The sequence below is a fragment of the Phenylobacterium sp. genome (assembly GCF_025351295.1).
GTDB lineage: Bacteria > Pseudomonadota > Alphaproteobacteria > Caulobacterales > Caulobacteraceae > Phenylobacterium.
On record NZ_JANXWD010000079.1, the window covers coordinates 1 to 15,146 of the forward strand.

Annotated in this window: 15 protein-coding genes; 13 read left to right on the forward strand and 2 right to left on the reverse strand. The window is 68.6% G+C overall.

All coding sequences use genetic code 11. From position 1 onward, the window contains the following. Positions 1-65: 65 nt before the first annotated feature. A complete protein-coding gene (locus Q0R13_RS11350) occupies positions 66-602 on the reverse strand; it encodes an FxDxF family PEP-CTERM protein (RefSeq protein WP_293903916.1) in 537 nt (178 codons plus the stop codon). 242 nt (positions 603-844) lie between these two features. On the opposite strand from Q0R13_RS11350, the gene Q0R13_RS11355 reads away from it, so the two are divergent. The 8 genes from Q0R13_RS11355 to Q0R13_RS11390 all read left to right on the forward strand — a co-directional run bounded on the left by Q0R13_RS11355 (position 845) and on the right by Q0R13_RS11390 (position 11,794). After that, positions 845-2,530 (forward strand): histidine kinase, encoded by a 1,686-nt coding sequence (locus tag Q0R13_RS11355; RefSeq protein WP_293903918.1) that lies wholly within the window; start codon positions 845-847, stop codon positions 2,528-2,530. 33 nt (positions 2,531-2,563) lie between these two features. After that, entirely contained in the window at positions 2,564-3,187 is a 624-nt protein-coding gene (locus Q0R13_RS11360) for a response regulator transcription factor (protein ID WP_293903920.1), read from the forward strand. Between the two features lie 596 nt (positions 3,188-3,783). Then, on the forward strand, positions 3,784-5,286 hold the full coding sequence (locus Q0R13_RS11365; RefSeq protein ID WP_293903922.1) for an MFS transporter: 1,503 nt from the start codon (positions 3,784-3,786) through the stop codon (positions 5,284-5,286). Between the two features lie 216 nt (positions 5,287-5,502). Further along, the gene (locus Q0R13_RS11370) at positions 5,503-6,168 is read left to right on the forward strand and encodes a PEPxxWA-CTERM sorting domain-containing protein (RefSeq protein ID WP_293903924.1); all 666 of its coding nucleotides are present in this window, start codon (positions 5,503-5,505) and stop codon (positions 6,166-6,168) included. Positions 6,169-6,271: 103 nt separating this feature from the next. After that, the gene (locus Q0R13_RS11375) at positions 6,272-6,940 is read left to right on the forward strand and encodes a PEPxxWA-CTERM sorting domain-containing protein (protein WP_293903926.1); all 669 of its coding nucleotides are present in this window, start codon (positions 6,272-6,274) and stop codon (positions 6,938-6,940) included. A 64-nt stretch (positions 6,941-7,004) separates the two neighbouring features. Further along, positions 7,005-8,348: an adenylosuccinate lyase gene (purB, locus tag Q0R13_RS11380; protein ID WP_293903928.1), complete on the forward strand. Its 1,344-nt coding sequence runs from the start codon at positions 7,005-7,007 to the stop codon at positions 8,346-8,348. 138 nt (positions 8,349-8,486) lie between these two features. Beyond that, entirely contained in the window at positions 8,487-11,345 is a 2,859-nt protein-coding gene (locus tag Q0R13_RS11385) for a TonB-dependent receptor (RefSeq protein ID WP_293903930.1), read from the forward strand. Between the two features lie 62 nt (positions 11,346-11,407). Next, on the forward strand, positions 11,408-11,794 hold the full coding sequence (locus Q0R13_RS11390; RefSeq protein WP_293903932.1) for an MmcQ/YjbR family DNA-binding protein: 387 nt from the start codon (positions 11,408-11,410) through the stop codon (positions 11,792-11,794). A gap of 95 nt (positions 11,795-11,889) precedes the next feature. Here the strand turns inward: Q0R13_RS11390 and Q0R13_RS11395 are convergent, their stop codons facing one another. Further along, the gene (locus Q0R13_RS11395) at positions 11,890-12,213 is read right to left on the reverse strand and encodes a DUF1476 domain-containing protein (protein ID WP_293903934.1); all 324 of its coding nucleotides are present in this window, start codon (positions 12,211-12,213) and stop codon (positions 11,890-11,892) included. Between the two features lie 229 nt (positions 12,214-12,442). On the opposite strand from Q0R13_RS11395, the gene purC reads away from it, so the two are divergent. The 5 genes from purC to purQ form a co-directional block, all read left to right on the forward strand. Beyond that, the gene (gene purC, locus Q0R13_RS11400) at positions 12,443-13,198 is read left to right on the forward strand and encodes a phosphoribosylaminoimidazolesuccinocarboxamide synthase (RefSeq protein ID WP_293903936.1); all 756 of its coding nucleotides are present in this window, start codon (positions 12,443-12,445) and stop codon (positions 13,196-13,198) included. A gap of 85 nt (positions 13,199-13,283) precedes the next feature. Next, entirely contained in the window at positions 13,284-13,523 is a 240-nt protein-coding gene (gene purS, locus Q0R13_RS11405) for a phosphoribosylformylglycinamidine synthase subunit PurS (RefSeq protein ID WP_293903938.1), read from the forward strand. Between the two features lie 53 nt (positions 13,524-13,576). After that, positions 13,577-13,966, forward strand: a complete 390-nt coding sequence (locus Q0R13_RS11410; protein ID WP_293903940.1) for a hypothetical protein — start codon at positions 13,577-13,579, stop codon at positions 13,964-13,966. Beyond that, positions 13,963-14,448, forward strand: a complete 486-nt coding sequence (locus tag Q0R13_RS11415) for a DUF3291 domain-containing protein (RefSeq protein ID WP_293903942.1) — start codon at positions 13,963-13,965, stop codon at positions 14,446-14,448. Before Q0R13_RS11410 ends, Q0R13_RS11415 begins: the two co-directional genes overlap by 4 nt. Before the next feature lie 175 nt (positions 14,449-14,623). After that, positions 14,624-15,146, forward strand: a 523-nt coding sequence (purQ, locus tag Q0R13_RS11420; protein ID WP_293903944.1) for a phosphoribosylformylglycinamidine synthase subunit PurQ, incomplete at its 3' end; no start/stop codon positions are given.

Sequence of the window (15,146 nt, forward strand, 5' to 3'; positions counted from 1 at the left end):
CCCCGGGCATGACAAAGCCGCCGGCCTTGCGGCGGGCGGCTTGTCGGCGTTCGAGGTCGGTCGGCCTAGACGGCGGCGACCGCGAGGCGGCGACGCGAGCGGAGCATCATGCCCGCACCGCCGAAGCCGCCGATCATCAGCGCCCAGGTGGCCGGCTCGGGCACCGCGGCGATGTTCAGGGTCCCGGAGTAGCTGGCGGCATTGGTGCCGGAGCCCGAGGTGACGACCTTGCCCGCCAGGTTGATGTGGTGCGTGCCGGGGGCGAGCAGGGCCGTGGTCAGGTCCCAGGTCTCGGCGCCCGGGTCGAAGCCGGTGTGGGTGAAGGCGAAGCCATCCAGCTTCACCGAGGTGAAGTTGATGTTCTTCTTGCCGTTCTTCAGCTCGATGGTGACCACCGAGGAGCTGGCGTCGTTGAAGCCGGTCGTCTTGAAGGCGAACGAGTGGCTGAACAGGCCCGTGGTGGTGATCGTCGCGCCGAAGGTGGCGGTGCCGAACAGGTCCAGCATCGACTGGTTGATCGGAGTAAAGATGGTGGCGGCGCTGGCCGAACTCGCGGTCGTCATGACGGCGATCGCCGCGACCGCGCCAAGAAGTTTCGTCATCGAACGCATGTTGGAAGCCCTCACATCTATGCACTGGGGCATCCGCCCCGCTGGCGCCACGACCGTGACCTCAGGTTGAGCTGACCATACATGCGCTTTGTGCGCCGCAGCAATCCCGGCTGACGGCCAGGGTCGACCCCTAACTTTCGATCGGGTGTCGCCGCCCGGTCCGTTCTGGAAGACTTCACGTTTGCGCGCGCATGATCCCCTCGCAGGCGCCCCGGCAGGGCGAAGGGGAGTTCGTGAAAGGGGAACAGCTGCTTTCGGTCCGCAGCGGGCGCGTCGTCGCCGTCGGCCGTGGGGTCCTGGCGGTGTTCCTGGTGCTCTCGTTCCTGCTGGCCCCGCCCACCACGCCGTTCGCGGACCGCGCGTCGTCCCTGCTGCTGGTCGGCAACCTGGTCTGGGCGGTGCTGCTGCTGGCCACCAGCCGCCACCACCTGTTCGCCTACCGCCTGCTCCGGTTCCCGGCCGTGCTGCCGGCCGTCGACCTGACGATCTTCACGACGCTGCTCTATCTCACCAGCGGCGCCAACAGCCCGTTCTTCAGTCCCTTCGTGGTGCTGATGCTGGCCGCCACCATCCAGTGGGGCTCGCGCGGGGCGACGATCATGGGCCTGCTGACCCTGCTGGTCTTCGCACCGGCCGGCTGGCAGGTGTTTTTCGGCCAGGATCAAGACCAGCAGGCGGCCATGTCGTTCGTGCTGCGCACCGGCTACACGGCGGTGATATCAGTCATGCTGGTGGCCTTCGGACGGCACGTGGAGCGGGTGGTGGACGAGCTGTCGCGCCTCTCCGATCCCCTGTCCGTTGACGACGGCGACGCCGGCCCGCCGATCGCCGAATGCCTGCGCCATGCGCTCTGGGTGTTCGGCGCGGCGCGCGGGATCTTCCTGTGGGAGGACGCCGACGAGCCCAACGCCTCGATCGGGATCCTGGACGGCGGCCGGTTCGAGACCCGCCTGCTCGCCCCCGGCGGCGAGGACTGGGTGGCCCCCGAGGCGGCCGAGGCGGTCTTCCTCTACCATCGCGGCAGCAACGCCAGCGTGATCCGCAACGGCCGCGGCGTGATGGCCGGCCCGGTGGCGCCGCTCGCCCGCGACCTCGTGGCGCAGGCCGACTTCGAGCGGGCCCTGGTGATCCCCGCCTCGACCCGCAGCCTCACCGGCTGGGTCTTCGTCTTCGATCACGACGGGCCGGCGAACGAGGACCTGGCGGTCGGCGCCATGGTTAGCGCCCAGGTGTCCGTCGCCCTCGAGCGCTGGGAATCCGCGCGGACCCGACGCGCCGCCGTGGCGGCCGAGGACCGGGTGCGGCTGGCCCGCGACCTGCACGACGGGGTGTTGCAGTTCCTGGCCGGCGCGCGCCTGCACCTGGACAGCCTGGCCGGAGCGCGCGCCTTGCCTGAGGACGCCCAGGCGCGCATCGCCATCCTGCGCGAGGCCGTCGCCGACGAACAGCGCGAGCTGCGCGGCTTCATCTCCACCCTGCGCCCGGCGCGCGGCGACAGCGCCCGGGTGATGCGGCCGCTGGGCGAGGAGCTGGACCAGCTGGCCGAGCGGCTGTCGCGCTACTGGACCATCGAGGTCACCGCCGCGGTCGAGCCCGCCGGCCTCAGCGTCTCCGACAGCGTCAGCTACGACCTGGGCCGCATCGTGCGCGAGTCGGTGGCCAACGCCGTGCGCCACGGCGGCGCCCGCAACGTCCGCGTCGCCGCCACCGCCGCCGCCGAGCGCCTCACCATCCGCATCGACGACGACGGGCGCGGCTTCGCCTTCGACGGCGAGTTCGTCGCCGACCAGTTCGATCCCGACGGCACGTCGCCGCGCTCGCTGCACGAGCGGGTGCGCGCCCTCGACGGCCGCATGCAGCTGAGCTCCAGCTCGAAGGGCGCCAGCGTCATGATCGACATGCCCCTGAAGGCCGCATGACGTCAGGGGCCGCATGACATCCAGGGCCGCCTGATGGCCAGCGTGGTGGTGGCCGACGACCATCCGCTGATGCTGGAGGCGGTCTGCCGGCTGTTCACCGGCGACGCCTTCGCCATCGTCGCGCGCTGCAAGGACGGCGCCCAGGCCCGCGCCGCCATTCTCGAGCACTGGCCGGACCTCGCCATCCTCGATGTCCAGATGCCCTACCTGACCGGCCTGCAGCTGCTGGCCGAGGCCCGTCGCGACGCCTGGCCCACCCGGATCGTCCTGCTCACCGCCAACATCGAGCCCGGGCCGATCGTCGAGGCCCTGCGCCTCAAGGTCGACGGGCTGATCCTCAAGGGCGCGGCGGCCGACACCCTGGTCCGCGCCGCCGAGGCGGTGCTGTCCGGCGTCCAGTGGATCGACAAGGAGGCCATGCAGCAGGCCCTGGGCCTGCTGACCGAGCCGGCCAAGCCCGACCACGTCCCGCTCACCCCGCGCGAGACCGACGTGGTCCGCCACGTCGCCCAGGGCCGCCGCAACAAGGAGATCGCCCGCGACCTCGGCATCTCCGAGGGCACGGTGAAGATGCACCTGCACAATATCTACGAAAAGCTGTCGGTCGGCACCCGCACCGAACTGGCCATCCTGGCCCGCGACCTCAACCTGAGCTGAACCCCGGCCGTGCCCAGACCGCCGGTCACCGCCAACCCGCATCCTGGCCGCGAACCCCGGCTTGTCCGCGCACCACTTCACCACCCCGCGGACCGAAGGCATCGCGTCCCGCGCTGCGATCTGGCGCAGCGTCTCCGCCAGATTGCCAGGAAAAGCAGCCGCCTCAAGTTCCTCCCCCGTCAAAACGGGGGAGGGGGACCACGACGTGGTGGAGGGGGCGCTGCCGCCGCCCAGCGCCAAACGCCCGCCCTCAAGGCGCGACGATCAACGCTACCCTTTCCCTGCCAAATCCGCGCGCGAATGCGAAGACAAACCATGAACATCTCGCTAGGGCCGTCCTTGAGCGAGCGCCTGAGGCAGATAGACTCCGAGCGTGGGGTTCGGTTTTACCGCCCGGCAGCCGCCCGAGCCTGATTGAGCGCGAACAGCCGCTCCAGCACGTCGTCGTCCGGCAGGTCGGCAGGCCGCATTCGGCTTGCGGATGCGGCCACCGCTCGACCCGTCCCCCCTACCGTCCCTTCAAACTCCCCGCTAACGTCGCTCCAACGCCACCGCCCAAGCGGTGAGTCACACGGCCCGGGGAAACGCACGCACTCATGACCGCCACGACAGCCGACGCCGCGGCTCCCGCCCGCCCGACGTTTTCCGATCGCTATAAGCGTCTCGTCCTGGTCCTGCTGGTGGTCGCCTACACGCTGAACTTCATCGACCGCACGATCATCGCCACCATCGGCCAGGCGATCAAAGTCGACCTGAAGATCTCCGACACCCAGCTGGGCCTGCTGGGTGGGCTGTATTTCGCCCTGCTCTACACCCTGCTGGCGATCCCGATCGCGCGCTTCGCCGAGCGGGTCAGCCGGGTCAACATCATCGCCGTCGCCATCGTCGTCTGGTCGGCCTTCACCGCGCTCTGCGGCACGGCGGGCAGCTTCGCGACCCTGGCGGCCTACCGGTTCGGCGTCGGCGTCGGCGAGGCGGGGCTGTCGCCGCCGGCCCACTCCCTGGTCAGCGACTATTTCGAGCCCAAGAAACGCGCCTCGGCGCTGGCGGTCTATGCGTTCGGCATTCCCCTGGGCTCGATGCTGGGGGCGGTGATCGGCGGCCAGATGCTGGACCACTTCACCTGGCGCACCGCCTTCATGCTGGTGGGCCTGCCGGGCGTCGCCGTGGCCGTGCTGATCAGGCTGCTGATCAAGGAGCCGCCGCGCGGCCATTCCGAGGCCGACGGCGGGGTCGCCGCCCGCGCGGCCGCGGCCGCCAAGCCCTATTCCCTGAGCGAGGAGGTCAGGGAGATCGGCGGGGTGGTCGCCACCCTGTTCGGCAACTGGCCGGTCCTGAACATCGTGCTGGGCATGACCCTGGTCTCGTTCGCCGGCTATGGCGGGGGCCAGTTCGCGCCGCCCTATTTCATCCGCACCTTCCACTTGAGCTATGGCGAGGTGGGGCTGATCACCGGGCTGGTGGCGGGCCTGTCCCAGGGGATCGGCACCCTGGCCGGCGGGCCGCTCACCGACCGGCTGTCGCGGGTGGGGACGCGCTGGTACGCCCTGGTGCCGGCGATCGGCATCGCGCTGGCCTATCCGTTCATCGTCGCGGTCTATACCGCCGCCACCTGGCAGACGGCAGCGTTCTTCCTGCTGCTGCCGGGCCTGTTCTCCTATGTCTACCTCGGCCCCAGCTTCGGCGTGGTGCAGAACATGGTCCCGACCCACCGGCGCGCCACCGCCTCGGCGATCTTCCTGTTCTTCGTCAACCTGATCGCGCTGGGCGGCGGCCCGCCCTTCGCCGGCTGGGTGATCGACCATTTCGCGGCCTTCCACTTCGCCAATCCCGCCCAGACCGGGCTGTGGGACGCGGCCGGCCACTTCTTCGCCGTCGACCCGGCGACCTTCCAGACCGCCTGCCCGGGCGGCGTGGCGCCCAAGGGCGCGCCGGCCGATGCGGCGGCGGCCTGTGGCGGCGCCCTGGTGCTGGCCACCCGCCACGGGATCCTGGTGGCCTATGCCGTCAGCCTGTGGGGCGCGCTGCACTACCTGCTGGGTTCGTTCGGCCTGAAGCAGGCCATGGCGAAGGCCCGCGCCGACCGCGGGGAAGCCTAGCGGCCCCCGCAACGCGGTCCCGCCATGGCGGCGGGAACCTCCGCCCCCGTCGCCAGTTATCCGCACGCTCCAGGCCGCCGCGCGCTGAGCCCTGCCGGAAATACCCGCATCAGGCGAAAAATATCGCTCACCTACACTAATAACTTGCAACCGGCCTGGCCGGTGACGAATTAGGAGCCGTGTCGGGGGCCGCACACAAGGACGTGGGGCTGACAAATGTTGAGACTTGGCGCGATCGCGCTCGCCGCTGCCGTGGTCACGGCAGCGCCCGCGGCTCAGGCCGCGACCTATCTGGCGGCGGGCCTCTCCGGCCTCTGCAGCGCCAGCGGCTGTTTCGCCGGCCAGCAGACCACCTATCGCCAGGTGTTCTCGTCGGGCCGCTTCTCCGGCGCCCTCGACATCGCCAACCTGGCGCTGGACCGCAGCATCCTGGGGGCCAGCCAGGACCGGCTGTTCAAGGTCAGTTTCCAGCTGGCCGACGGCACGACGGTGGGCGACTGGGGCTCGTTCATGATCGCCGGCCTCGGCGGCCAGGTGGTGACCCTGGGCGGCAAGGCCTTCACCTGGGACACCTCAAAGGGCGACCTGGTCATGACCCTGGCCCTGGTAGTTCCGCAGACGGGCGGCGGCGGGTTCGGCGGCGACGGGTTCGGCGGCGGGGGCCAGCCCGCGGCGTTCGGGGACGACGCCGTCGCCATGATCGGTGGCCTGGGCGCCCGTCCTGGCGTCGATCCCTATCGCCATCTCGACGCCGACGAAATCACCGGCCTGATGACCGGCGTCACCTTGGTTCCCGAGCCTGCGGCCTGGGCGCTGATGCTCGGCGGTTTCGGCGCTGCGGGCGCCGTGCTGCGCAACCGGCGAAAAATTCGCTATGGTTAATAAACGCTTAGCACGGGAATCGGGCTCGCCCGTCGGGGGCGAACGCTTGAGATTCGATCTCTAGGCAGGCAACCGTCACTCAGGATTTCATCGGGTGGTGGTTATGCGCAGAGTTTGGATCGCGGTTTCGGCCCTGGCGACGGCGGCGGTGCTGGCGGCTTCGCCGGCCGCGTCGGCCACCCTGCTGAACGCCAACTGGAACCCCGGTTGCGGCAAGGCCAACTGCTTCGACGAGCACGGCGTGTTCAAGAAGGTCTGGTCCGCCGCCGACTTCCACGGCCCGATGACCATCGGCCAGCTGCTGCTGGATCACAACATCCTGGGCGACCTCGACAGCTCTATGTTCAGCATCGGCTTCTCGCTCAACGGCGTGCAGGTCGGCAACTGGGGCCACTACAGGATGGCCGGCTTCGCGGCCGAGCAGCTTGGCTTCTCCGGCGAGAACTTCGTCTGGAATCCCAGCGACGGCGACCTCGTGCTGACGCTCACCATCGACCTCTACCCGAAGTTCGGTGGCGGCGGCGGCGGCGGTGGCTTCCACGCCTCCGCCGTGGAGCCCGACGGCGACGTCACCCCCAGCGGCGGCCCGACCACGGGCCCCACCGGCCCGACCGGCGGCACGCCGGACCCGACGCCGCCCGGCCCGAGCGGCGCTCCCCCCAGCCCGGCCGCCGCGGTTCCGGAACCCGCCGCCTGGACCCTGATGATCGGCGGCTTCGGTCTGGCCGGCGTCGCCCTGCGCCAGCGCCGCAGCCGCGCCGCCAAGGCCTGATCGCCTTCCGAACCGCGCACTTAGAATTTGACTTCGGCGGGGGTCAGGCCAGATACCCGGCCGCATGATACCCCGCTACGCCCGCAAGGAAGCCGCCGACATCTGGAGCCCCCAGACGCGCTTCAAAATAATGTTCGCCATAGAGGCCCACGCCGCCGACGCCATGGCCGAGCTGGGCGTGATCCCGAAGGAAGCCGCGCGGGTCATCTGGGAAAAGGGCCGCGACGCGATCTGGAACCCCGACCGCATCGACGAGATCGAGCGCGAGGTGAAACACGACGTCATCGCCTTCCTGACCCACGTCACCGAGATCGTCGGGCCCGAGGCGCGGTTCCTGCACCAGGGGATGACCTCGTCCGACGTCAACGACACCGCCCTGGCGGTCCAGCTCTGCCGCGCCACGGACCTGTTGCTGGAAGACGTTGACCTCGTCCTGGCCGCCCTCAAGCGCCGCGCCTACGAACACCGCATGACGCCGACCGTCGGGCGCAGCCACGCGATCCACGCCGAGCCCACCACCTTCGGCCTCAAGCTCGCCGGCCACTACGCCGAGTTCCAGCGCGCCAAGGAGCGGCTGGCGATGGCGAAGTTCGAGATCGCCACCTGCGCCATCTCCGGCGCGGTCGGCACCTTCGCGAACGTGGCCCCCGAGGTTGAGGCCTATGTGGCCGAACAGCTGGGCCTGGTCGTCGAGCCGGTCTCGACCCAGGTGATCCCGCGCGACCGCCACGCCGCCTATTTCGCCGCCCTGGCCGTGGTGGCGAGCTCCATCGAGCGGCTGGCGATCGAGATCCGCCACCTGCAGCGCACCGAGGTGCTGGAGGCCGAGGAGCCGTTCGACCCGGGCCAGAAGGGCTCGAGCGCCATGCCGCACAAGCGCAACCCGATCCTGACCGAGAACCTCACCGGCCTGGCGCGGCTGATTCGCTCGGCTGTGACCCCGGCGCTGGAGAACGTCGCGCTGTGGCACGAGCGCGACATCAGCCATTCGTCGGTCGAGCGCGCCATCGCCCCGGACACCTGCATCCACTTGGATTTCGCGCTTCGCCGCCTTGCCGGGGTGGTGGAGCGGCTGGTGATCTACCCCGACAACATGGCCAGGAACCTCGACCGGCTGGGCGGCCTGGTGCACTCCCAGCGCATCCTGCTGGGCCTGACCCAGAAGGGCCTCAGCCGCGAGGCCTCATACGCCGCGGTCCAGCGCAACGCCATGAAGGTCTGGCGCGGCGAGGGGAACTTCCTGGAGTTCCTGAAAGCCGACCCCGAGGTCACCCTTTCGGACGCTGAACTGGGCGAGCTGTTCGACCTCGCCTACCACTTCAAGAACGTCGACCGCATCTTCGCCCGCGTCTTCGGCGAACAGGAAGAGGCGAAGGCAACTTCGACCCTCGCGGCGTCGGCAGCGTAGAAACCTGTGGTATAGGCGCAACCTTGCCTAGAAATCTTCGCCTGTGACGCGTGTTACAACCTTGACAACATCTGTCGCAAATCCGTGATCTCCCCCGCACAGGCGCCCGACACGTGTCGGGCGCGGGGAGACTTGCATATGAAATCCAATCTTGCGGCGGCCGCCTCGTGGGCGGTCCTGCTGACCCTCGGCGCGGGCGTGTCCCAGGTCGCGGCGCAGACGAAGACGACGACGGCGACGCCGACGACGGAAGTCGGCGAGGTGGTGGTCACCGGCTCGCGCATCCGCGTCAGCCCCCTGGATCGCGATCAGCCGATCGTCCAGATCGATGACGCCGTGATCGCCAAACAGGGCCTGACCTCGACGGTCGACGTCCTGCAGCGCATCCCGTCGGCGGGCGGCGGCCTGAACGGCAAGTTCAACAACTCCGGCAACTTCGGCAATCCGCCGGACGGGGGCGGCGTGGGCGCCGGCTCGGCCGAGATCGACCTGCGCTACCTGTCCAGCCGTCGCGTGCTGGTGCTGGTGGACGGCCTGCGCTGGGTGCCCGGCGCCGCGGCCTCCGGGGTTCCCGGCGCGGTGGACCTGAACACCATCCCGACCGCCATGATCAGCCGCCTCGAGGTGCTGCAGGAAGGCGCCTCGCCGATCTACGGCTCCGACGCCATCGCCGGCGTCGTCAACATCATCACCAAGGAGCGCCAGGACGGCTTCGTCGCCAACGCCCAGATCGGCCAGACCAACCACAGCGACGGGTTCCAGCAGGACTTCAACGTCTCCTGGGGCGTCAGCGCGGGTTCGACCCACATGGTGCTCGGCGGCGGCTACTTCAAACAGGACCCGGTGCTCGCAGCAGACCGCGCGATCAGCCGCTATCCGGCCCCGTTCGCAACCTCCTGCCTCGCGGGCGGGTGCAGTTCGGGCACGCCGCTGGGCCGCTTCATCATCGCCGACCCGAACACCGGCATGGGCCTCAACCTGACCCTGAAGCAGGCGCTCGCCGTCGGCCAGCGCCCCACCTATATCCCCGGCGACCCGACCGGCGCGGCCAGCAGCTTCAAGGGCTTCACCACCGCCGACCGGTTCGACTTCCAGCCTTACAACTACATCCAGACCCCGCTGGAACGGATCAGCCTGTTCGGTTCGGTCACCCAGGACATCACCGACAAGATCCATTTCCGGGGCCGGGCCAGCTACGTCCAGCGCAAGTCGGCCAACCAGGCCGCGCCGCTGCCGCTGTTCGTCGGACCGGACGCCGGCAACGGCAACCTGCTGGACACCGTCAACGTCGACGCCACCAACCCCTTCAACCCGTTCGGCTTCACCCTGGGGTCCAACACCTATTCCTTCATCGGCCGCCGGCTGATCGAGGCCGGCCCCCGCCACTACGAGCAGCAGGTCGACACCTGGAACGTCACGGGCGTGCTGTCCGGGGAGTTCGCGGTGGCCAGCCGCACCTGGAACTGGGACGTCAACGCCCTCTATTCGCGTAACCACGCCGACCAGAGCTTCACCGGCAACGTCAACGCCCAGCGCGTGCAACAGGCGCTTGGCCCCCTCTCCCAGTGCACCGGCGCCTGCACCCCGCTGAACATCTTCGGCGGCGTCGGCACCATCACCCCGGCGATGCTGCAGTTCATCGGCTTCACCCAGCACGATGTGTCGCAACAGGAGCTGACCGACTTCTCGGCCAACCTGACCGGCGACCTCATCGACCTTCCGGCCGGCCCACTGGCCTTCGCGGCCGGTGTGGAACGGCGGCGCAACACGGGCTACTTCGCGCCCGACGCCATCGTCGCCGCCGGCCTGTCGTCCGATATCCCGGCCCAGCCGGCGAGCGGCAAGATCACGGTCAAGGAAGCCTACGGCGAACTGCGCATCCCGCTGCTGGCGGACATGCCGTTCTTCGACAGCCTGGACGCCTCGGTGGCCGGCCGCTGGTTCGACTATTCGACCTCCGGCACCGATTCGACCTTCAAGGTCGGGGGCACCTGGCGGCCGATCCACGAGGTCCTGTTCCGCGGCTCATACGGCGAGGGCTTCCGCAGCCCCTCGATCGGCGAACTGTTCGGCTCGGCCTCGCGCTTCGACCAGGAAGTCACCGACCCCTGCTCGGGCTTCTCCGCGGCCACACCGGCCAACGTCCGGGCCAACTGCATCGCCCGCGGCGTCCCGGCCAACGGCAGCTACAGCCAGCTCAACCCGCAGGTCTCGGTGATCACCAGCGGCAATCGCAGCCTGAAGCCGGAGACCTCCAAGAGCTATAACTTCAGCGGCGTCTGGGAGCCGACCTTCCTGAAGGACACGCCCTGGTCCAGCGGCGGCTCGATCGAGCTGGCCTATTCGCGCATCAAGCTGGACAAGGCGATCCAGGCCCAGAACGGCCAGTCCCTGCTGGACCGCTGCGCCCAGACCGCCGACGCCCTGGCCTGCGCCACCATCACCCGCACGGCCTCCGGCGCGGTTGTCGGCATCGCCAACCCGCTAATCAACATCGGCGGCATCAAGACCCGGGCGCTGGACCTCAACGTGACCTGGATCTCGCCAGCCTGGGATATCGGCCAGTTCCAGGCCCACTGGTACTCGACCCGCCTGCTGGAGTTCACCGAGTACGTGCCCGCCGCGGGCGGCCTCCTGGCCATCTCGCGCGAAGGCACCGAGCGCGGCAGCCCCGACCAGGCCTATCCGAAGACCAAGTCGACCCTGATGGTCGACTGGGACAAGGCCGACTTCGGCGCCACCGTGACCGGACGCTACCTGTCGAAGGTCCAGGAAGCCGGCGATCCGAACAAGCTCTCCGCCCGACTCTACGTCGACGCCCAGGTCCGCTGGTCTCCGTCCTTCATCGACGACGGCCTGTCCTTCGCGCTCGGAGTGAACAACCTGTTCGACAAGGACCCGCCGGGTTGCGTCACCTGCGGCCTGAACAACTACGACCCGAACGCCTACGACGCGCCGGGGCGTTTCATGTACCTGCGCCTGAGCTACCGCCACTAACCGGCGAGGCGTCCGGGCGCGCTTGCGTCCGGACGCCACCGCTGAGAGCATCCTCGAGAAGCTTGGGGAGGCGAACCATCGCGACCTTTGACGATCTCCGCCGCCTGGCGGTCGCCCTGCCCGGGGCCGAGGAGCTCACCTACCGCGGCGAGCCCTGGTTCAACGTGGGCAGGAAGACCTTCGCGCTCGGCCAGCGCGACCGCACGATCCTCAAGCTCGAGAGGGGCCACCAGGACTTCCTATTCGAGGTGCGGCCCGACACCTTCCAGAAATTCACCTTCGGGCCGAACGTCTGGAGCTACGTGGTCCTGGAGGATCTCGACGAGGCGGAACTCGCCGACCTCGTCCGAGAGGCCTGGGCCATGGTCGTTCCCAAAAGGATCAGCCGCCCGGTGCTGGCCCAATACAACCCGCTCATCCCGGTGAATGCCGGGACCCAGATGGAATGACGGGATTGTGGGTTCGGGAGGCGCTGGGCTGATCCAATCAGCCGCCGAGCTATCCGATCTGGCTCCCGGCCTTCGCCGGGATGAGCGGATCGAGCCTAGTTCCCGGCCTTCACGCTCTCGCGGGCCTGGGCCAGCATTTCGGCCATCTTCATGCGCACTTCGCCCTCGGACACGGCCACGCCGGAGCCCTTCAGGTCCTCGAACACCTTGCGCAGCACGTCTTCTTCGCCGGGCAGTTCAATCTCCGACTTCACGACCGCCTTGGCGTAGTCTTCGACGTGCTGGCCCTCCAGACCCATCAGCCCGGCCGCCCATTGGCCCAGGGTCCGGTTGCGACGCGCGTGGGCCTTGAACTCCTGCTCCTGGTCGAGGGCGAACTTGCGCTCAAAGCCTTGTTCGCGGTCGTCGAAGGTGGTCATCGGGTCCTAGGGGTAAACTGCACGGAGCGGGCGATCCCATATCGCGGGCTGAACGGAGCCGCAATCGAAAGCGGCCGCAGCCAGCCAGTTTGCGCCAAGGCGCCGCATTCGCTAAAATTGCTCCGCCTGAATAGGGTGAGAGGCCGAGTCGGACCCGCGCGCGCAATCTGTCCGCGCGCGTTTTTCTTTCCGCCGACCGGATAATCCTCGCCATGGAGAAGGCCTGAAGATGACCCGCCGTAAGAAGATCTACGAGGGCAAGGCCAAGATTCTTTACGAGGGCCCCGAACCCGGAACTCTGATCCAGTACTTCAAGGATGACACCACCGCCTTCGACGCGACCAAGAAGGCCGTTCTTGAAGGCAAGGGGGTGATCAACAACCGGATCAGCGAGTACATCATGACGAAGCTGAACTCGATTGGGGTTCAGAACCATTTCATCAAGCGCCTGAACCTGCGCGAGCAGCTGATCAAGGAGGTCGAGATCATCCCGCTGGAGGTGGTCTGCCGCAACGTGGCGGCCGGGTCGCTCTCCACCCGCTACGGCCTGCCCGAGGGCCAGGCCCTGCCGCGGTCGATCATCGAGTTCTACCTGAAGGACGACAAGCTGCACGATCCGATGGTCTCGGAGGAGCACATCACCGCGTTCAACTGGGCCTCGACCCAGGAGATCGACGACATGATGGCCATCACCCTGCGGATCAACGACTTCCTCACCGGGCTCTTTGGGGGGGTTGGGATCACCCTCGTGGACTTCAAGGTCGAATATGGCCGGATCTACGAGAACGAGTTCGCTCGGGTGATCCTGGCCGACGAGATCAGCCCCGACAGCTGCCGCCTGTGGGACTCGATCACCAACGAGAAGCTCGACAAGGACCGCTTCCGCCGCGACCTGGGCAATGTCATCGAGAGCTACACCGAGGTTGCCCGCCGCCTCGGGATCATGAAGGAGATGCCCACCGTGATTCAGGGGGGCCTCCACTGACGCGTGTGACGCCAAATCCCTCTCTCCTGACCCGTAGGGCGAGGAGACTTGAGCCGGCCACCAACCTGACGAGGTCTCGATCCTAGTGCGCGCCAAGGTCCACGTGTTCCTCAAGCCCGGCGTCCTCGACGTCCAGGGCAAGGCGGTCGAACAGGCCCTGCACGGCCTGGGCTGGGGCGGCGTGGACCACGTCCGCGTCGGCCGCACCATCGAGTTCGACCTCGCCGCCGCCGACGCCGCGACCGCGGAGGCCGAGGTCAAGGCGATGTGCGAGAAGCTCTTGGCCAATACGGTGATCGAAAGCTACCGGGTGGAGCTGGCGTGAGGGGCCTGCCCTTTCCTCTCCCGCGAAGCGGAGAGGGAGAGGAGGCGCGGGCCTTGACACCGGGGGCCCGGGTCTTCGCTCTACTGATGCTGCTTTGCGCCTGTACGCCGAAGCCCGGAGAGCAGACGGTCACCTATCTCGACCTCGACTGCGCCAAGCCCTTCAAGGACCAGGTCGCCGCGATCGTCGCCCAGCCGCAACTCGTGCCCGCAGGCACGGTTGGCTCCGAGCCCTACAGCTACTATTCCAGCGCCGACGGCCACACCTCGTACCTGATCACCCGGCCGGGCTCCCCGGCCCACCCGGCGATCATGATCCAGCGGGCCCACAATGGCGTCACCACCACCGGCTGCGCCTATGGCAGCCGCAAGGGCTACGACGAGCTGCTGGCCTACCTGGAAAGCCTGAAGACCTGGACGCGCAAGGCAGGGATCAAGAAATGACCGGCTATCATCTCGCGCAGATCAACGTCGGTCGGCTGCGGGCGCCCGTCGATCACCCGACGATCGCCGACTTCGTGGCCAACCTCGACCGGATCAATGCGCTCGCCGACGGCCTGCCAGGCTTCGTCTGGCGCCTGAAGGGCGAGGGCAACAACGCCACCGACCTGCAGCCGAAGCCGGACGATCCGCTATTCGCCATCAACATGTCGCTCTGGGCCGATCTCGACGCCCTGGCCGCTTTCGTCTACCGCACCGCGCATCGCGAGATCATGCGCCGTCGCCGCGAATGGTTCGAGGCGTTGGAGACCTACATGTGCCTGTGGTGGGTCCCCGTCGGCCATACCCCCACCATCGCCGAGGGCATGGCGAAACTGGCCCGCTTCGAGGCTCACGGCCCCACCGCCGACGCGTTCAGCTTCAAGACCCCCTTCCCCGCCCCCGACGGTCAGCCCGCCACGCCGGTCCTGGACGAATGCGCGTAAACCTCCACAACGGGTGTCATCCCGGTTTTGGCGCAGCCAAAGACCGGGACCCACGATCGAGCTCGGCTTTGCCGCCGGCCGGCATCGGCGCCCGGTCGTGGGTCCCGGTCTTCGCCTGTGGCGAAACCGGGATGACACTGGATGGTCTGCCGCGAACAATGCTAAGCGCGCGCCGATGAAAGCCGCCGTCGTCGTCTTCCCCGGCTCCAACTGCGACCGCGACTGCAAGGTCGCCATCGAGCGCTCGACCGGCGCCCACGTGGACCTGGTCTGGCACGCCGAGACCGCCCTGCCCGACGGCGTCGACCTGGTGGTCCTGCCCGGCGGGTTCGCGCATGGCGACTACCTGCGCTGCGGGGCCATGGCCGCGCTCTCGCCGATCATGGCCGAGGTCAAGGCGGCCGCCGAGCGCGGCGTCGCCACGGTCGGCATCTGCAACGGCTTCCAGGTGCTGTGCGAGGCCCGCCTGCTGCCCGGCGCCCTGCTGCGCAACGCCCGGCTGAAGTACGTCTGCAAGGCCGTCGACCTGGAGATCGCCAACGCCCAGACCCGCTTCACCGCCGCCTACGCCGGCCGCCGCAAGGCGGTGATGACGGTCGGCAACGGCGAGGGCAATTTCTTCGCCGACGATGCCACCCTCGACCGGCTGGAGGGCGAGGGCCAGGTGGTCTTCCGCTACCTCGACAACCCCAACGGCT